The organism is Streptosporangium sp. NBC_01469 (assembly GCF_036227305.1).
Taxonomy (GTDB): domain Bacteria; phylum Actinomycetota; class Actinomycetes; order Streptosporangiales; family Streptosporangiaceae; genus Streptosporangium.
Window position 1 is genome coordinate 914,815 of sequence record NZ_CP109465.1, and the last position, 18,144, is coordinate 932,958.

15 protein-coding genes are annotated in these 18,144 nt (G+C 70.2%); 8 read left to right on the top strand and 7 right to left on the bottom strand.

The window, feature by feature from the left end:
* Positions 1 to 20: 20 nt before the first annotated feature.
* Entirely contained in the window at positions 21 to 245 is a 225-nt protein-coding gene (locus OG587_RS04140) for a DUF6458 family protein (protein WP_329087014.1), read from the top strand.
* Positions 246 to 272: 27 nt separating this feature from the next.
* Here the strand turns inward: OG587_RS04140 and OG587_RS04145 are convergent, their stop codons facing one another.
* The 5 genes from OG587_RS04145 to pdhA form a co-directional block, all read right to left on the bottom strand.
* Positions 273 to 566, bottom strand: a complete 294-nt coding sequence (locus tag OG587_RS04145; RefSeq protein WP_329087016.1) for a Dabb family protein — start codon at positions 564 to 566, stop codon at positions 273 to 275.
* A 126-nt stretch (positions 567 to 692) separates the two neighbouring features.
* A complete protein-coding gene (locus tag OG587_RS04150; RefSeq protein WP_329087018.1) occupies positions 693 to 2,420 on the bottom strand; it encodes an ABC transporter ATP-binding protein in 1,728 nt (575 codons plus the stop codon).
* A 783-nt stretch (positions 2,421 to 3,203) separates the two neighbouring features.
* Positions 3,204 to 4,712, bottom strand: coding sequence for a dihydrolipoamide acetyltransferase family protein (locus tag OG587_RS04155; RefSeq protein ID WP_329087020.1), 1,509 nt, complete (start codon positions 4,710 to 4,712; stop codon positions 3,204 to 3,206).
* Between the two features lie 12 nt (positions 4,713 to 4,724).
* On the bottom strand, positions 4,725 to 5,702 hold the full coding sequence (locus OG587_RS04160) for an alpha-ketoacid dehydrogenase subunit beta (RefSeq protein WP_329087021.1): 978 nt from the start codon (positions 5,700 to 5,702) through the stop codon (positions 4,725 to 4,727).
* The gene (pdhA, locus tag OG587_RS04165) at positions 5,699 to 6,790 is read right to left on the bottom strand and encodes a pyruvate dehydrogenase (acetyl-transferring) E1 component subunit alpha (RefSeq protein ID WP_329087023.1); all 1,092 of its coding nucleotides are present in this window, start codon (positions 6,788 to 6,790) and stop codon (positions 5,699 to 5,701) included. The genes OG587_RS04160 and pdhA overlap by 4 nt, the downstream gene beginning before the upstream one ends.
* A 475-nt stretch (positions 6,791 to 7,265) precedes the next feature.
* Between pdhA and purS the strand changes: the two genes are divergently transcribed.
* The 4 genes from purS to purL all read left to right on the top strand — a co-directional run bounded on the left by purS (position 7,266) and on the right by purL (position 11,343).
* The gene (purS, locus tag OG587_RS04170; RefSeq protein WP_329087025.1) at positions 7,266 to 7,511 is read left to right on the top strand and encodes a phosphoribosylformylglycinamidine synthase subunit PurS; all 246 of its coding nucleotides are present in this window, start codon (positions 7,266 to 7,268) and stop codon (positions 7,509 to 7,511) included.
* A gap of 175 nt (positions 7,512 to 7,686) precedes the next feature.
* The gene (locus OG587_RS04175) at positions 7,687 to 8,121 is read left to right on the top strand and encodes an ATP-binding protein (RefSeq protein ID WP_329087027.1); all 435 of its coding nucleotides are present in this window, start codon (positions 7,687 to 7,689) and stop codon (positions 8,119 to 8,121) included.
* A 286-nt stretch (positions 8,122 to 8,407) separates the two neighbouring features.
* Positions 8,408 to 9,091 (top strand): phosphoribosylformylglycinamidine synthase subunit PurQ, encoded by a 684-nt coding sequence (gene purQ / locus OG587_RS04180; RefSeq protein ID WP_329087030.1) that lies wholly within the window; start codon positions 8,408 to 8,410, stop codon positions 9,089 to 9,091.
* On the top strand, positions 9,088 to 11,343 hold the full coding sequence (gene purL / locus OG587_RS04185; protein WP_329087031.1) for a phosphoribosylformylglycinamidine synthase subunit PurL: 2,256 nt from the start codon (positions 9,088 to 9,090) through the stop codon (positions 11,341 to 11,343). The genes purQ and purL overlap by 4 nt, the downstream gene beginning before the upstream one ends.
* 323 nt (positions 11,344 to 11,666) lie before the next feature.
* On the opposite strand, the gene OG587_RS04190 is transcribed toward purL, so the two are convergent.
* Positions 11,667 to 12,662 (bottom strand): hypothetical protein, encoded by a 996-nt coding sequence (locus OG587_RS04190; protein WP_329087033.1) that lies wholly within the window; start codon positions 12,660 to 12,662, stop codon positions 11,667 to 11,669.
* Between the two features lie 241 nt (positions 12,663 to 12,903).
* Here OG587_RS04190 and OG587_RS04195 point away from each other — a divergent pair, with 241 nt between their 5' ends.
* From OG587_RS04195 to OG587_RS04205, 3 genes are all read left to right on the top strand, one after another.
* Positions 12,904 to 14,955, top strand: coding sequence for an adenylate/guanylate cyclase domain-containing protein (locus OG587_RS04195; protein WP_329087039.1), 2,052 nt, complete (start codon positions 12,904 to 12,906; stop codon positions 14,953 to 14,955).
* A 57-nt stretch (positions 14,956 to 15,012) separates the two neighbouring features.
* A complete protein-coding gene (locus OG587_RS04200) occupies positions 15,013 to 15,681 on the top strand; it encodes a Crp/Fnr family transcriptional regulator (protein WP_329087041.1) in 669 nt (222 codons plus the stop codon).
* A 252-nt stretch (positions 15,682 to 15,933) separates the two neighbouring features.
* Positions 15,934 to 17,418: an MFS transporter gene (locus tag OG587_RS04205; protein ID WP_329087042.1), complete on the top strand. Its 1,485-nt coding sequence runs from the start codon at positions 15,934 to 15,936 to the stop codon at positions 17,416 to 17,418.
* Here OG587_RS04205 and OG587_RS04210 read toward each other — a convergent pair.
* Positions 17,404 to 18,069, bottom strand: a complete 666-nt coding sequence (locus tag OG587_RS04210) for a TetR/AcrR family transcriptional regulator (RefSeq protein WP_329093723.1) — start codon at positions 18,067 to 18,069, stop codon at positions 17,404 to 17,406. The two genes, OG587_RS04205 and OG587_RS04210, sit on opposite strands and share 15 nt — an antisense overlap.
* Between the last annotated feature and the right edge of the window lie 75 nt (positions 18,070 to 18,144).

Genomic DNA, 18,144 nt, shown 5'->3' on the forward strand with positions numbered 1-18,144 from the left:
CAGCCTTCCCGGAGGAACCCATGGGTGTCGGGGTCAGCATCTTCTTTCTCACGCTCGGCGCCATCCTCCGCTTCGCCATCGATCCCGACGTCCTCGGTGAGGCCGTGCACATCGACGTGATCGGCCTGATCTTCATGATCGTCGGTGCCGTCGGCGTCGTGCTGAGCATCGTGATGGCTCCCAAGCGCGGGCACACGTCCGAGGAGCGCCTGATGCACCGCGAGAACCACCCGCCGGACGTCTGACCTCCCCGGACCCCGGATCGTGCCGGCCTAGACCTCGAACTGCGCCGCCGCCCGCGAGGCCACGATCGGCTTGATGTGCTCGGCGATCGCGGCCTGGTGCAGCGGGTGGTCACGGTAGACGATGAAGTCGTCGACGCTGTCGAAGTCCGCGACGACGGCGAACTGGTGGTTGCCCGGGTTCACGCCCGCGTCGGGGCCGACGGTGTAGGAGCGGATCTCCGTGATGGCCTCGGGCAGCCTGCCGAGCTCCGTGGCGACCCTGGCCCTCTGCTCCTCGGTGGCCTCTTCCGTCCAGGTGAACAGCACGACGTGCCGGAACATGATCTTCCCTTCGTTCGGGTGCCCCAGGTGCCCTGAGTTGCCCGGCCAGCGTACGGCCAGGCGCGCCGGGACCCGGCGGCGCCCCGGCGACACGGGAGGGTGCCGATCCCGTATGGGAGCCCGTTCTCACGCCGGGCGCGGTGCGGATCCGCGGCGCCTGGCGGACTTGATCCTTATCTGGCTGGAGCGTCTCGGCACGGCTTCGAGCACGATCTTGTGGGCCGCCTCGGGGATGAACCGGAGGTCGTGGGTGATCAGGATGGTCGTGCGCCCGGCCATGAGCCTCTTGAGCGGTTCCATGATCCGCGCCGCGGTGGGCGCGTCGAGGCCCGTCATCGGCTCGTCGAGGACGAGCACGGGCGCGTCCCGCAGGATGGCCCTGGCGATGGCGATCCGCTGGCGCTGCCCGCCCGACATCAACCGGCCGCGCTGCCCGATCGGCGTGTCGTACCCGAGGGGAAGCGTGGTGACGAAGTCGTGGACGTCGGCCATCACGGCGGCCCTGACGACGGCGTCCGGGTCCGCGTCGGGACTTCCGTAGGCGATGTTCTCGCGGACGGTCCCGGAGAAGAGCAGGTTCTCCTGCTGCAGGATGGTGATGTTGTCACGCAGCGACTCGCGCGACAGGTCCCGGAGGTCCATCCCGTCGAAGAGGACGCGTCCGGCGGTGGGGTCGTAGAAGCGCGGCAGGAGTTTCGCGAGCGTGGACTTGCCCACGCCGCTGGGTCCGGTGCACACGACCAGCTCCCCCGGCTCGACGGCGAAGGACAGGTCCTTCAGCGTGGGCCTCCTCCTGTTCGGATAGGTGAAGCCGACCCCCTGGAACTCGATGTGGCCCCGCCCTCGTCCCAGGTGGACGGCGTCGTCGCGATCGGTGACGGTCGGCCGGGTCGTCAGGATCTCGATGATGCGGTCGGAGCCCGCCGCCGCCTCGGAGACGGTGAGGGCGATCTCGCCCAGGCTCTGCACCGCCGGGTAGAGGTAGGCGAGATAGGCGGCGAACGCGAGGAGGCCGCCGATGGTGAGGCGTCCCGAGGAGATCTCCCACGCGCCGAACCCGAGGATGGTGATCAGGCAGACGGTCTCGATGACCTGCACGGCGGGCCCGTACAGGGAGGAGAGCCACGCCTGCGCCACGTTGGCCCGCATCCAGGTGCTTGCCTCTCCGTGCAGCCGCCTGGCCTCGGCGCCCTGGCGGTTGTAGGACTGGACGAGCGACTGGTTGGACAGACCCTCCTCGATGACGCTGTTCATGATCCCGTTGCTGAGCCGCTCGCGCGCCGACACGGTCCTGAACCTGCTCGCGAAGACCTTTGAGACCAGTAGGAAGGCCGGGATGAGCACGAACGTCAGCAGCGCCAGATCCCACCTGATGTAGAAGGCGGCACCGGCGAAGAAGACGACGCTGACGAGCGTGGTGAAGAGTTTGACCAGGCCGGAGCCGATGAGCTCCTCGATGGCCTCGATGTCGTCGGTGAGCCTGGCCATCAGGTCGCCCAGGCGGCGGTTGTCGAAGAAGTCGGGCGTGAGCGTCTGCATGTGCTCGAACACCCTGTCGCGCAACCGCAGCAGGAAGCGCTCACCGCCCAGGGCGGTGAGGTAGGAACCCGCGAAGGAGACCAGTCCCGCGACGGCCGCGAGGCCCAGCCAGCCGATGGCGGGGACCCAGAAGGCCCCCAGGTTCTGCTTGCTGAGAACCTCGTCCGTGATGTACCCGAACAGGGCGATCGCGGCGACCTCGCAGACGGCCGCGACGATGGCGAGCACGCCACCGGTCACGAGCAGATGGCGGATGCCTCGGGTGTACGGCCAGAACTCCCGGAAGGTCCTGCGGATGGAGACCGTCGGCGCCACCGGAGGACGGCGTACGGCGGCTCTCGCGCCGTAGGGCGAGAGCGACTTTGAGAATGAGAGCCGACGGTTGACCCGCCGGCTCTCATTTGTCTCCGCTAGCACCGGATCTGGCTTACCACCACCATCCGCCTCCACCGCATCCACAACGGCGACGGCGACGGCAGCATCCCCAGCCGCCTCCCCAGTCCAGATAACGGCCGGTCGGGAAGAGCTGCTTGAAGGTCATGGCTTCCCCCTTCGTGCTGAGCTTGTCACGCTTACCAACCACGACACTAGCATCCATACCCGGACAAACCACCAAATTCGGCGCGCATTAAAAATGTTTTAACAAGCCATTCATAAAAGCCATAAAACGTATCGAGGGTAAAGCCTGATCCAACTTCGAAGCGCCGCCCCGCAGCCCCGTCCGGGCCAGGAACGCGCACCTTAAAGCTTGATCGACAGGAGGCAAAAAGGGGTTTCCCATTACCGCCCGCGCGACGCCCCGGCGGCCGGACGAGGCGTCTCGAAGTCCTCGCTCTTTTCCCGTCGCGCTAATTACCGGCGAGGCGAGGAAATGTCGGGCACGTACTCCGAGGGATATCGGAAGGCCCACCTTCCCGACGGGTACGAAGGGGAAAGCCGCCCGCACGGGCACGGGAAAGGGTCCTCGGGGACCCTCGGGGACACGGGAAAGGACGCCCACGGACGCTCTTTCCCGGAGAACCTCTCGGCCGCGTCTCCCGGGAAACGCGCGGGGCCCGCCCCCTCCGAGGAGGGGGCGGGCCCGCCGGTGCCGCCGGGTCAGCCCCAGGCGAGCATGCGGAGAGGGTCCTCAAGCATGGCGCCGACGTCGCGGAGGAACAGCGAGCCGAGCTGCCCGTCCACCACCCGGTGGTCGAACGAGAGGGCGAGCGTGCAGACCCTGCGCGGCACGACCTGCCCGTCCACCACCCACGGCATCTCCCTGACCTGGCCGAAGGCGAGGATCGCCGACTCTCCCGGGTTGAGGATCGGGGTGCCCGCGTCCACCCCGAAGACGCCCACGTTGGTGATCGTGATCGTGCCCCCCGCCATGTCGGCGGGCTGGGTGCGACCCGCCCTGGCGGTCTCGGCGAGGGCTCCGAGGGCACCGGCCAGATCGGGCAGCGACAGGCGGTGGGCGTCCTTGACGTTAGGAACGAGCAGGCCGCGCGGGGTGGCCGCGGCGATGCCCAGGTTGACGCGGTGCTTGACCACGATCTCCTGGCGGGCCTCGTCCCAGGCAGAGTTGATCATCGGGTGGCGGCGGGCGGCGACGAGCACCGCCTTCGCGACCATGAGCAGCGGGGAGACCTTGACCTCGGCGAAGTCCGGCAGGCCGCGTAGGCGCTGGACCGCGTCCATGGTCGCCGTCACGTCCACCTGGAGGAACTCCGTCACATGCGGCGCGGTGAACGCGGAGGCCACCATGGCCTGCGCGGTCGCCTTCCGCACTCCCTTGACCGGGATCCGCTCCTCGTCCTCGCCCTCCCACGTCGCGGCCGATACCTGCGACCGGGCGGGCGCGGCCTGGACGTCGTTCCCCGAGGCGAGCGCGGCCTGGACGTCGTCCCTGGTGATCGAGCCGTGCGGGCCGGTCCCCACGAGGGAGGTCAGGTCGACCCCCAGATCCCTGGCGAGCTTCCGCACCGGGGGCTTCGCCAGGACCGCGACGCTCCCCGACGACGGGGCCGGGCCCGCACCGGGCCCGTTCACTCCCGGCCCGTGCACACCTGGTCCGTGCACACCGGACGGCACCGTCTCGGGGGCCCGCGTCACCGGCTCCGTCCCGGCCGGCAGGGTCGGCGGGGTCGGCGGGGTCGGCGCTCCCTCACCGGGCCGCGCCGCCCCGGAAGGCGTACCGGATGTACCGGGCGTGCCACCGGGGGAGACCGGTTTGCGGGGGCGACGCTTGGCGGTACCCGGTTTGACGCCGTAACCCACCAGCACCGGCTGCCGGACCTCGGCCGGCGGAGTCGGCACCATGTCGTCGCCGAGCGCCTCCGCCCGATCCGCGGCCCGATCCGCGGCGGGAGCGGGTGCCGGAGGGGGGCCCGTGCCGTCGTCCACCGAGATGATCGGCCTGCCGACGTCCACGACCTCGCCCTCGTCCGCCATCAGGGCGGCCACCACGCCCTCGAACGGGCAGGGAAGCTCGACGACGGCCTTGGCGGTCTCGATCTCCACGATGATCTGGTTGACCTTGACCGGGTCCCCGGCCTTCACGTGCCAGCGGACGATCTCCGCCTCGGTCAGGCCCTCTCCCACGTCGGGAAGTTTGAACTCCTTCATCTCCGCCCCTCCTCAGAACGCGAACGCACGGTCGACGGCGTGCAGGACCCGGTCCAGGTCGGGCAGGTAGTGGTCCTCGAGCCGCGAGGGCGGGTAGGGGGTGGAGGGTCCTCCGACCCTCAGGACCGGAGCCTCCAGATGGTAGAAGCACTCCTCGGTGACGCGGGCGGCGATCTCAGCGCCGAAGCCGTTGAAGACGGGCGCCTCGTGCACCACGATGCAGCGCCCGGTCCCGCGCACCGACTCCGCGACCCGCTGGATGTCGAGCGGGTTGAGCGAGCGCAGGTCCACGACCTCCAGGGAACGGCCGTCCTCCTCGGCCGCCTTCGCGGCCTCCAGGCAGGTCTTCACCATCGGCCCGTACGCGAGCAGGGTGACGTCCGTCCCCGGCCGCACCACCTTGGCCTCGTCGAAGGGGGTCCAGACGGAGGAGTCGACGTCCACCTCGGCCTTCTCCCAGTAGCGCCGCTTGGGCTCGAAGAAGACCACGGGGTCGTCGCAGCGGATCGCCTGCTGGATCATGGTGTAGGCGTCGGCCGGGTTGGAGCAGGCCACGACGCGCAGGCCCGCGGTGTGGGTGAAGTAGGCCTCGGGCGACTCGCTGTGGTGCTCCACCGCGCCGATGCCTCCGCCGCACGGAATCCGTACGACGACCGGCAGTCTCAGCTTGCCCAGCGAGCGCAGCGGCATCTTGGCGAGCTGCGTGATGATCTGGTCGGCCGCGGGGAAGACGAACCCGTCGAACTGGATCTCGCAGACCGGGCGGTAGCCGCGCAGCGCCAGGCCGATGGCCGTCCCGACGATGCCCGACTCGGCCAGGGGGGTGTCGATGACCCGCTGCTCGCCGAAGTCCTTCTGCAGGCCGTCCGTCACCCGGAACACCCCGCCGAGCTTGCCCACGTCCTCCCCCATGACGAGGACCTTGGGGTCGTCCTCCATGGCCTTGCGCATCCCCTCGTTGAGCGCCTTGGCCAGCGTGAGAATGGTCATGCCTCGAACCCCTCCAGGTAGGTGGCGAACTCGGCACGCTCGGCGTCCATCAGGGAGTGCCGCTCGGCGTAGACGTTGTCGAAGATGGCCAGCGGCTCGGGGTCGGGCAGTTCGAGGCAGCGCTTGCGGATGTCCCGTCCCAGCTCGTCCGCCTCGGCCTCGACCGCGTCGAAGAACTCCTGGTCGGCGATCTGGTTCTTGAACATGTAGGCCCTGACCCGCTCGATCGGGTCCTTGAGCTTCCACGCCTCCAGCTCGGCGGCCACCCGGTAGCGGGTCGGGTCGTCGGAGGTGGTGTGGGCGCCCATCCGGTAGGTGAAGGCCTCGATCAGCATGGGCCCCTGCCCGGATCTGGCGTCGGCCAGCGCCTTGCGGGTGACGGCGAGGCAGGCGAAGACGTCGTTGCCGTCGACCCGGACACCGGGGAACCCGAACCCGCTGGCCCTGCGGTACAGGGGGATGCGCGACTGCTTCTCCAGCGGCTCGGAGATGGCCCACTGGTTGTTCTGGCAGAAGAACACCACCGGCGCGTTGAACACCGACGCCCAGATGAACGACTCGTTCACGTCGCCCTGGGAGGTGGCGCCGTCACCGAAGTAGACGATGGTGGCGGCCTCGGCGCCGTCGCGCTGGACGCCCATGGCGTAGCCCACCGCGTGCAGGGTCTGGCTGCCGATCACGATGGTGTAGAGGTGGAAGTTGTGCTCGGCGGGGTCCCAGCCCCCGTGGTTGACGCCGCGGAACAGGCCGAGCAGGTTGACCGGGTCGACTCCCCGGCACCAGGCCACCCCGTGCTCGCGGTAGGTCGGGAACGCCATGTCGGCCTCGGTCAGCGCCCGGCCGGAGCCGATCTGCGCGGCCTCCTGGCCGAGCAGCGAGGCCCAGAGACCCAGCTCGCCCTGGCGTTGCAGGGCCACGGCCTCCAGGTCGACGCGGCGGACCATGATCAGGTCCCGATAGAGTCCGCGGATCTCCTCGGGCGTCAGGTCTATGTCGTAGTCGGGGTGCTCGACCCTTTCTCCCTCGGGGGTCAGCAGTTGTACGAACTCCGGAGGTGCTTCCGCACCACGAGAGGCGTCGGCTGTCACGTGCCGCTCCTGTGTGCTCGGGGCCGTCTGGGTGGGTTCTCCACCGCCGTCCGGCCGATTCGCGACGCGTTCGACCCGTCTGGTGGTGGTTCGTCCGCGCTTGTGGCCATCGTGGCAGAGGCCACATACATGTGCGCAAGACCTGCCTCGGCGTCCATATGCTCCCCGTTCCCCGCGTGTTCCCTTTCACCCACCTGTTTCGTCCGCGTGGCGCGGAGCCGACCCCGGCCCCTTTTCCCGCGTACGGCGCGGATCCCGCCCTCCTCCCCCGGCCCGGGACTCCTCACGCGTACGGCCCGGGACTCCTCACGGGTACGGCGCCCGTCCCTTCGCGCGTGGGGGTCCGGGGCCGTCACGGGTACGGCGCCCGTCCCATCGCGTGGGGGATCGGGATCCGGCCCCCGCGCCGGAGTGCGGCCGGAGCCCGTTACTCTTGAGGCGCCGGACCGTCCCCATCGCAACCAGGAGGAACACCGTGGCGCGCGTCATCGTCGACGTCATGCTGAAGCCCGAGATTCTCGACGCGCAGGGGCAGGCGATCGCCCGCGCACTGCCGCGGCTCGGCTTCTCCGGTGTCTCAGCGGTACGGCAGGGCAAGCGGTTCGAGGTGGAGCTCGAAGGGCCCGCCGACGAGGCGGCACTTGCGGACGTCCGAAAAATGGCCGAGACCCTGCTCGCCAACACGGTGATCGAGGACTACACCGTCACCGTCGAGTCCTAGGCCGCTACTCCACGCAGATCAACCGCCCAGATCCGGCTATATCCGGCTTTGAGGACGGAGCAATCCCACGGCTTGACCACCAGTCAATAACATTACGGTTATTTTGCGGTTAGCCCGGATTCTGCAGGGAAGCCTTCACGAGGTGACGTCTGACCCCGGGAGGAAACCGGTGGACATGGAGTTCTCGCTGGCTCTGCCACGACAGGCCGTCGGCATTCCGATGGTCCGCAGGGCGCTCGGTGACTCCCTGCGCTCGCTCGGCGTCACGGAGGACTGCGTCGCCGACATCCTGCTGGCGGTGACCGAGGCGTGCGCCAACGCCGTGCGGCACGGGGGTCCGGCCAACCGCTACGAGGTCGAGACCGCCATCGGCCACGGTCGCTGCGACGTCCGCATCATCGACCGGGGCCAGGGCCTCGTCCGGGTGCCCGAGCACTACCCGCCGACCGACGTCGAGAACGGCAGGGGCCTGCTGATCATGCAGGCCGTGGTGGACGAGATCTCCTTCGACATCACGCCCGGCCGGGGCACCGTCGTGCACCTGCGCAAGCACCTCGACTGGGACGACGACGCCGTCTGCTTCCGCGACCGGGTGCTCGCCGCCGTGTAGGACCGCCCGCGCAAGGCCGTACACGGGCCGTACAGACCCGGCATTCACGGCGTTCCGCCGTACCTTCCCTTCCGGGCCGGTCCCCGTCCGGAACGCCCCGTCCCGCGTGCCCCGGCGGGGTTCGCCCCCGCCGTGCGGACCCGGCCGTCGTCCGCCGGGCTGTGCGATCGGACACTCGGCGCCTGACCGCTCGCCGGGAGCGGATAGCCTGGGAGCACCGCCGCAGACCGACGTCCGAGTGTGTGAGACGTCGGCGCGGCGCTCGTTTGTGGAGGGGAACGCTGTCATGAGTGCTGCCCGCGTGGGCGTGGTCACTTTTCCCGGGACTCTTGACGATCAGGACGCGGCTCGCGCCGTGCGCCACGCGGGTGGCGAAGCCGTCCCGCTGTGGCACGCGGACCCCGATCTCAAGGGGGTGGACGCGGTCTTCCTGCCGGGCGGATTCTCCTACGGAGACTACCTGCGCTGCGGGGCCATCTCCAGGTTCGCGCCGCTGATGGAGGAGCTGATCCCCGCCGCCAGGGCCGGACTGCCGGTGCTCGGCACCTGCAACGGCTTCCAGATCCTCTGCGAGGCCCACCTGCTGCCCGGGGCGCTGATGCGCAACGCCGGGCTGCACTACATCTGCCGCGACCAGGGCATCCGGGTCGAGAACACCGCCACCCCCTGGACCTCCGACTTCACCGAGGGCCAGGAGATCGTGCTGCCGATCAAGCACGGCGAGGGCCGCTACGTCGCCGACGAGGCGACCCTGAACGCGCTGGAGGCGGGCGGCCAGGTCGTCTTCCGCTACACGGGCGGCAACCCCAACGGCTCCCTGAACGACATCGCGGGCATCCGCAACGAGGCCGGAAACATCGTCGGCCTCATGCCGCACCCCGAGCACGCCGTCGAGGACCTCACCGGCGCCCCGAGCACGGACGGGCGCGCCTTCTTCTCCTCCATCCTGAAGAAGCTGGTGAACGCATGAGTCTCGACACCGTCAAGCGGGCCGAGGACACCCCGGACGAGCGTCAGCCGTACGCCGAGCTGGGCATGAAGATCGACGAGTACGAGCGGGTCCGCCAGATTCTCGGCCGCCGGCCCACCGGCTCCGAGCTGGCCATCTACAGCGTCATGTGGAGCGAGCACTGCTCCTACAAGTCGTCCAAGGTGCACCTGCGCCAGTTCGGCACCAAGGCCCCCGAGTCGGCGGCGTTGCTCGTCGGCATGGGGGAGAACGCCGGGGTCGTGGACATCGGCGACGGCTGGGCCGCCACCTTCAAGATCGAGTCGCACAACCACCCGTCCTACGTCGAGCCCCACCAGGGCGCGGCGACCGGCGTCGGCGGCATCGTCCGCGACATCATGTCGATGGGCGCCCGGCCGATCGCGGTGATGGACGCGCTCCGCTTCGGCGCGGCCGACGCCCACGACACCCGGCGGGTGCTGCCCGGCGTGGTCGAGGGCATCAGCCACTACGGCAACTGCCTGGGCCTGCCCAACATCGGCGGCGAGGTCGTCTTCGACCCCTGCTACATCGGCAACCCGCTGGTCAACGCCCTGTGCGTGGGCCTGCTGCGCAAGGACCAGATCAAGCTCGCGGTGGCTCCGGGACCGGGCAACAAGGTCGTCCTGTTCGGCGCTCTCACCGGCCCCGACGGCATCGGCGGCGCGTCCGTGCTGGCCTCGGCCACCTTCGAGGACGAGTCCCAGGCCAAGCGCCCCAGCGTCCAGGTCGGCGACCCCTTCATGGAGAAGCTGCTGATCGAGTGCTGCCTGGAGCTGTACCAGGCGGACGTGGTCGTCGGCATCCAGGACCTCGGCGCCGCGGGCGTCTCCTGCGCGACCACCGAGCTGGCGGCCAAGGGCACCGGCGGCATGGACGTCAGGCTCGACCTCGTCCCGCTGCGCGATCCGTCGCTGCGGCCCGAGGAGATCCTGATGAGCGAGTCGCAGGAACGCATGATGGCGGTCGTCACTCCCGATGACATCGACGCCTTCATGGCGATCTGCGCGAAGTGGGACATCCCCGCGACCGTGATCGGCGAGGTCACCGACGGAGGCCGCCTCGTGATGACCTGGCACGGCGAGACCATCGTCGACATCCCGCCGGGCACCGCGGCCGACGAGGGCCCGGTCTACGAGCGGCCGTTCCACGAGCCCGCCGGCCAGGTCGCGCTGAACGGCGACGACCCCGGCCGCCTCGACCGCCCCGCCGACCTGCGCGCGGCGCTGCTGGAGCTCCTCGGCTCGCCGAACCTGGCGTCCAAGGAGTGGGTCACCTCCCAGTACGACCGGTACGTCCGCGGCAACACCGTGCTGGCCCAGCCCGCCGACGCGGGCGTGCTGCGCATCAGCGAGGCGATGCCCGGTGCCGAGGAGACGACCAGGGGCATCGCGCTGGCCACCGACGGCAACGGCCGATACGCCCGCCTCGACCCGTACGCGGGGGCCCAGCTCGCCCTCGCCGAGGCGTACCGGAACGTGGCCGTGACCGGCGCGACGCCGCTGGCGGTGACCAACTGCCTCAACTTCGGCTCCCCCGAGGACCCCGAGGTCATGTGGCAGTTCGCCGAGGCCGTGCGCGGCCTCGCCGACGCCTGCAAGACCCTCGGTGTCCCGGTGACCGGCGGCAACGTCTCGTTCTACAACCAGACGGGATCCGTCCCGATCCACCCGACGCCGGTCGTCGGCGTGCTGGGCGTCATCGACGACGTGGCCACCCGCGTGCGGACCGGCTTCACCGGCGACGGCGACAGGATCGTCCTGCTCGGCGACACCGAGGAGGAGTTCGGCGGCTCGGAGTGGGCGCACGTGGCCCACGGCCACCTCGGCGGCCTGCCGCCCGTGGCACGGCTGGAGTCGGAGCGCGACCTGGCCCTCGTCCTGGCCGAGGCGGCCTCGCGGGGGCTGCTGACCGGTTCCCACGACCTGTCGGACGGCGGGCTGGCCATCGCCCTCGCCGAGGCCTGCATGGCCCAGGACGTCGGCTGCGAGGTCTCCCTGACGGGTGACGACGCGTTCGTCGACCTGTTCAGCGAGTCGTCGGCCCGCGCGCTGGTGACCGTCGGGCCGGAGTCGTTCGACGCCTTCGCGGAGCTGTGCGCGGCCCGCGAGGTGCCCTGTTACGGCCTGGGCACCACCGGCGGCGACTCCCTGAAGGTGGCGGGCGTCCTGGACATCCCGATCACCGAGCTGCGGGAGACCCACACGGCCACCCTGCCGGGCATCTTCGGCTGATCGTCTTCCGTACGAGGCACTCATGGGTCAGGCCCCGCACCGTCACGTGACGGTGCGGGGCCTGACCGATCTATATGGATCACGCGGTCGACGCCGGGAGGACGACGCGGTGAGGACGAGGGTCCTCACCGCGCCGCCCGCCCGTCGCGTTCCCGCGAACGGGTCGAATGACCGGACGACCGGACGAATCACGTGGATTCCTCTCCCGTGACCGTCGCCGGTGCCGTCACAAGGTGGACCGCACGGCCGTTCGTGTTCCACGGCATAGAGGGGCCCCAACAGCCGTCCGGGGCCTCTCACGTCCTGTCGCGCTCAGCCGGAGATCAGGAGGCGCCCATGCAGAGCGCGTAGACGGTGCCGCTGGTGTTCTTTCCGCTCACGGTCCAGCCGGAGCCGGTGGGCGCGCTCGTGTAGATCTGAGCGGAACCGCTGCCGCCGCTGCCGCTGAAGCCGCCGCCCGTGACGACCTTGCCCGAACCGCAGCTCACGCTCTGGCTTCCGCCCTGGCCGCCGAAATTGAACGACCCGGTCACGGTGGTGACGGTGGGGACCCCGGAGCCGCCGCCCGAGCCCGGCGTGCCGGGGTCGCCCTTGGGGCCCTTCAACGACGCGATGAACTCCGTCTTGGACTTGCCCCGGTTACCCGGCAGTTCGAGCCAGACCTCGTAGGCGCTCTTACCGTCGTCGCCGTCATCGCCGTCCCTGCCGTTCCGGCCGTCGTCGCCGTCCCTGCCGTTCCGGCCGTCATCGCCGTTCTTGCCGGGCCTGCCGTCCGCACCCTTGAGACCGTCGGCACCCGGCTTGCCGTCGGCGCCCTTGAGACCCTGCGGGCCGATGGCGCCCTTCTCCCCATCGGCACCCTTCGGACCCTGCGCGCCGTCGTCGCCCTTCGGTCCCTGCGGGCCGGTGTTGCCCTTCTCCCCATCGGCACCCTTGGGCCCCTGCGGGCCGACGTCGCCCTTGACCCCCTGCGGACCGGTGGCGCCCCTGAGACCGCGCAGGCCCTGCGGCCCCTGCGGACCCTGCGGGCCGGCATCGCCCTTGAGGCCCTGCGGGCCTCGCGGGCCCTGCGGACCGGCGCTGGCGATCCCCTGCTGCCCCTGGGTCGTCTGGCCCCACTTGATCCGGACCTCGGTCGGCCTGCACCTGGCCGTCGCGTTGACGATCCGGGTGTAGCGCGTCTGCTTGTGGACGCACGCGTGGATCTCCGCGGCCGCCGACGAGGCGACGGCGCTGCCGCTCGCGGTGAACAACGTTCCGACAAGCACGCCAACGGTCACGGCGGCGAGCGTGCGTCCGCCCGGCAACTTGATAGCCACTGGGCTTCCTTTCTGCGACACCAGAGTCTGGTGTGATGGGAGGGATACACGTAGTACACGTTTCAAACGTTCCAGCGGTTGGCACCTGAAACATCACGCTTCGGCGTCGGAACCCGGCGTTCATCTCGCCTGCCGACACCGGTCGCGTACGGGATAATCAGACCGTTCGGGGGAACCCGCCCGTTGGGCGTGGACGAACAAGACAGGGAACCAACAGGGTTCTCCAGACGCGGAGGCCACCGTGCCGACCATCAACCCGACAGACGCGGTCGCGGAAGACCGTGCCCGACGGGAACCGTACCTGCCACCGGCGACCCAGCCGATCCGCACCGTGGTGTGGGCGTTGCATCTGGCGCTGCCGATGCTTGGGCTATGGCTGCTGCTGGCCGAACCCGATCTGAACATCGTCTTACATGACAATCCCAGCCATTTCTGGCTGATCATCACCGTGGCCGGGATCAACCTGGTCCTGGGCCTCATGGTCGGCGAGGCCTCGGCCCGGCGGGCGGACGCCCGGCTGCTGCTGGTCTCGCTGGTCTTCCTGAGCGGGGCGGGATCGTTCCTGGTGCACGGGCTGACCACGCCGGGGATCATCCTGGGCGACCAGCCGAGTTACGGCTTCGACCTCTCCCACCCCGTCGGTCTTCTCGTGGCCTCGGTGTTCGCGTTCACATCGGCTCTGCCCCTGGGTGAGCGGGCAGCCGAGGCCGTGTTGAGGAACCAGATGTGGCTGCGCGGCGGTCTCGCGGCCCTGATCACCCTGTGGGGGGTGGCCTGCCTGGTGCCGGGCCTGACCCCGCTCAGCGGCTCGCCCCCCGAGGGGACGGGCCTGGGCGGCCTGGAGTGGATCGGGGTGGCCCTGTTCACTGCGGCGTCGGCGATGATGTTCCAACTGCACCGCAGGCGCCCGGCGGTCGTGCTGATCAGCCTGGTCACCGCGTACGCGCTGCTTGCCGAGGCGCTGGTCGCGGGGTTGTCCCACCGCAACTGGCACCTGTCGTGGTGGCTGTGGCACGTGCTGCTGACCACGGCGTTCGTCTTCGTCGCCTACAGCGCCTACATGCAGTTCCGGCGGGAGGGCACGAGCGCGGGGCTGTTCGACTCGGTGGCGCTGTCGGCGACGGTCCGCAGGATCAGGGCCGACTACGAGGCCGCCCTGGAGGAGCTCGTCGGCCACCTGCGGCGCAGGGAGGAGAGCAAGGTCCCGATCGCGGACAGGCTGGCGGGCAAGTTCGGGCTCACCGAGTCGCAGGTGGCGGTGCTCGACCGGGCGGGCGAGGCACTGGCCAACGAGCGGGAGCTGAGCGACCGGCTCGCGGCGCTGGCCGACATCGGCAGGCAGGCCCGCGTGGGCCTGCCGGAGAAGGAGATGCTGGCCCAGGGCCTCGACCGCGTGCGGCAGGCGTACGGGGACGTCCGGATCAAGCTGGTCGACAACGGCCGGGTCACCGTGAACTCCAAGGAGTACGGCCAGCGGGACTTCCCCGAGGACCGGCCGATCCGGCTGGAGGGGAAGGTCCTCCACCCTCTGACGGTGAAGGGCAGGCTCGCCGGGGCGCTGGAGGTGCCGATCGGCAGGACACCGCAGGACGAGGCGCTCGCCGCCACTCTGGCCGGCCAGATGTCCATCTCCCTGGAGAACGCCCGGCTCTACAGCGAGCTGGAGACCCTCTTCCGGCAGTACATGTCGCCGGACGTGGCCCAGTCGCTGCTCGCCGACCCGCAGACCGCGGCGCTCGGCGGCGAGTTGGTGGAGCTGACCGCGCTCTTCGCCGACCTGAAGGGCTTCACGAGCTTCTCCGAGCGGGTGGCGCCCGGCGAGATCGTCGAGATGCTGAACCGCTACCACACCGCGGCCGTGCCCATCGTGCTCGGCAACGGCGGCACGATCGTGCAGTTCGTGGGTGACGCGCTGCTCGCGCTGTTCAACGCCCCCGCCCGGCAGGAGGACCACGCCCTGGCCGCGGTGCGGGCGGCCCTGGCGATGCAGGAGGCCGCCGAGGAGATCGCGGCGGGAACGCCCGGATATCCTCGCTTCAGAATCGGCGTCAACACCGGTGAGGCGCTTGTCGGGAACATCGGCAGCCCCGAGTTGCGCGGGTTCAACGCGATGGGCGACTGCGTCAACGTGGCCGCCCGGCTTGAGGGGATCGCCGAGCCCGGCAGCGTCGTGATCGGCCAGAGCACCCTCGACCTGATCGGCCCCCAGGCCAAGACCCGGCCCCTGGGCCCGCTCAACCTCAAGGGGAGGGAACAACCCGTCCATGCCTACGTGCTGTCTGGACTCTCGTAAAAGTACCTTTCGCCGCGAGGACCGAACGAACACAATCGAGATCGCCAGGAGGTGGTTATGACTTCTTCCCCCGAACCGGGCGAATTCATCACATTGCTCACAAATGACGAGGTAAAGGCCCTGTACGCCGTCGGGCGACCCCGGCGCTGGGACAGGGGCGCCACGATGTTCACCGAAGGCGACGTGAGCGACTGGGTGCTCATCCTGACCTCCGGCCGCGTCAAGGTGTCCTCGCACACCGCGGTCGGCAGTGAGGTGGTCCTCGCGGTACGGGGACCCGGGGCGCTGCTCGGCGAGTTCGCGGCGATCGACGGGCTGCCCAGGTCCGCCACGGTCACCGCCCTCGAACCGGTGGAAGGGATCACGGTCCGCGACTTCTCCTCGTACCTGCAGGCTCATGGGAGAGTCGCCGTACTGCTGATGCAGATGGTGACCGGCAAGATGCGCGACTCCGACCGCAAGCGCATCGAGTACGGCGCGTTCGACACCACCGGCCGCGTGGCCACCCGGCTGGTCGAGCTGGCCGAGCGGTACGGCGAACCGGACAACGGCGGGGTACGGGTGGCGCTGCCCCTCTCCCAGGACGAGCTGGCGGGCTGGACCGGGGCCTCCCGCGAGGCGGTCAGCAAGGCGCTGCGCTCCCTGCGCGATCGCGGGCTGATCGAGACGGGCCGGCGCCGCGTGATCGTCCACGACATGGAGGGCCTGCGCAAACGGGCCCGCTGAGGGCACGCCGCACGACCGGCGGAGGGGTGCGCCTACTCACGAAAGGGAAGGCGCGCCCTCGGCACGCGGGGGGCGAACGCGGGACACGGATACCGGATGCCGGGCGGGCGCGGGACACACGGGCGGACGCGGTGATGGACGCGGACGCGGCACGCGCGGGTGAACACGGACGCGGGATACGGAAGCGGACGCGGCGCGTTTCGGGTGAAGTTGGATCACGGTCGACGTACAACGCACGTCAGACTGGGAGTCATGGTCGCAATCCCCCAAGACCTGCCTGGATCCCCCGAATACCTATCCAAACTCCGCTACGCGTGGCGGGTCTGCTCGGTCACCAGCCTCGGCCTGATCCTGATCGGCATATCCGGCAGCACCCTGAACGTGGCGCTTCCCACCGTGGTCAGGCACTTCCACGCCGACGCCTTCTCCGCGGGCTGGGTCCTGCTCGCCTTCCTGCTCGTCAACACCGCGACGCTGGTGTTCTTCGGCCGGGTGGCCGACCTGCTCGGACGCCGGGAGATCTACCTGGCGGGGTTCGTCCTGTTCACCGCGGGATCGCTGCTGGCCGGGCTCTCGCCGGGCATCTGGTTCCTGATCGCGATGCGCGCGGTGCAGGCGGTCGGTGCCGCGATGATCCTCGCCAACGGAACCGTGATCATCACCGACGCCTTCCCTCCCGACCGGCTCAGCCAGGGCATGGGCGTCTACATCGGCACCCTCTCGGTCGCCCAGCTCGCCGGTCCCACCTTGGGCGGCCTCATCGCCGAGACCGCCGGCTGGCAGTGGATCTTCTGGATGAACGTGCCCGCGGGAATGGTCGCCCTCGCCTGGGGGGCGTTCACGCTGCGCCGCGTCTCGCGGGGGGCGCGCCGGCCGGTGGACGCGCTCGGCAACCTGATCGTGTTCGCCGCCCTGTCCGCGGCCCTGATCGCGCTGTCCGAGGCGGGATCGCGCGGCCTGTCGAGCCCCGTGGTGATCGTCGGCGCGGCGGTCGCGGCGGCGCTGGTGCCGGTACTGGTCGTGGTGGAGCGCCGGGCGTCGCACCCGGTGCTCGACGTGCGGCTGTTCGGCGAGCGCACGCTGGCCTTCGCCAACCTCGCCTCCTTCTGCAACGCGCTGGCGCGCTCCGCGCTGATCCTGCTGGTCGCCCTCTACTTCCAGGCCGCCAGGGGCGTCGACGCCGTCACCGCGGCCCTGGGCGTGTTCCCCGTCCCGATCGGCATGGCCCTCGCCTCCCCGATCACCGGCGCCCTCGGCCGCCGCATCAGGCCGTACGCGCTGTCGGTGGGCGGCGCCCTGATGAGCGCGACCGGGCTGGGCGTCCTGCTCCTGAACACCGACCCCGCCACGCCGTACTGGATCCTCGGGGTGGGCCTGTTCCTGTGCGGCTGCGGCAGCGGCACCTTCCTGACCGGCAACACGACCCAGGTCATGTCCGCCCTGCCGCCCGGGAGCCTGGGCGTGGTGAACGGCTTCCGGCTCATGATCATGAACGTCGGGATCGTGCTGAGCGTCGCCCTCACGCTCAGCGTCCTGACCGGCTCGGTCAGCGCCGAGCTGCGCGGGCAGGTGTACGCGGGCACGCTGTCGCGCGTCTCCCCCGTCGCCGTCGAGCACCTGATGACCGGCTTCCAGAGGACCTACGCCGTCCTGTTCGCCGTCGCGCTCACGGGCGCCCTGACGGCCGCTCTCGCCCGCCCGGCCCGCGACCCCGCAGCGGGGTCAGCGACCCCCTGAGCGGGCGGACAGCGCCTCGATGCCGGCGATGAGGAGGTCGACGCCGAAGGTGTCGTAGAGATCGGGGGCGCTGTCCTCGGAGAGGGGGACGGCCATCTCCACGATGTGCGGGTAGACGTCCGGCGGCATCGACTGGAGCCTGACCCGCTTGAGACGCCTCCGCTCGGCCGCGTCCCGCTCGGAGAGCCCGGGGGCGCGGTGCCTCGTCGGCCCCCCCGCCAGCGCGATCGCGCCCTGCAGCAGGTACTGGGAGATCATGCAGCTCTCCTCCGGGGCGAACCCGCCGCGCTTGGCGAGACCGAGGGCCGTGTCCCACACCCGCAGGAAGGCGGGCACCTCCATGTGGTCCACCTCGTCCAGCACGTCGGCCGCGCACGGGTGGCGCCTGAGCACCCTGACCAGGCCCGCGACGAGCTCGCGGAGCCCCTCCTGCCACGGGCCCGTGTAACCCCCCTCGACCACGAAGCCCTCGATCAGGTGGCCGGCCATGCCGCCGGTCAGCTGCTCCTTGTTCTTGAAGTGCCAGTAGAGCGCCATCGGGGTGACACCCAGCTCCTGGGCGAGCCGCCGGATGGTCACCGCCTGCAGCCCCTCGGCGTCGCCGATCTCCAGCGCCTGCTCGACGACCGCCTCGCGGGTCAGTTTTCCCATCACGCTTGACAACTATACGCCGTACGGGTTCCACTGTGCACCGTACATGTACGACGTATAAGTACAACGTAGAGG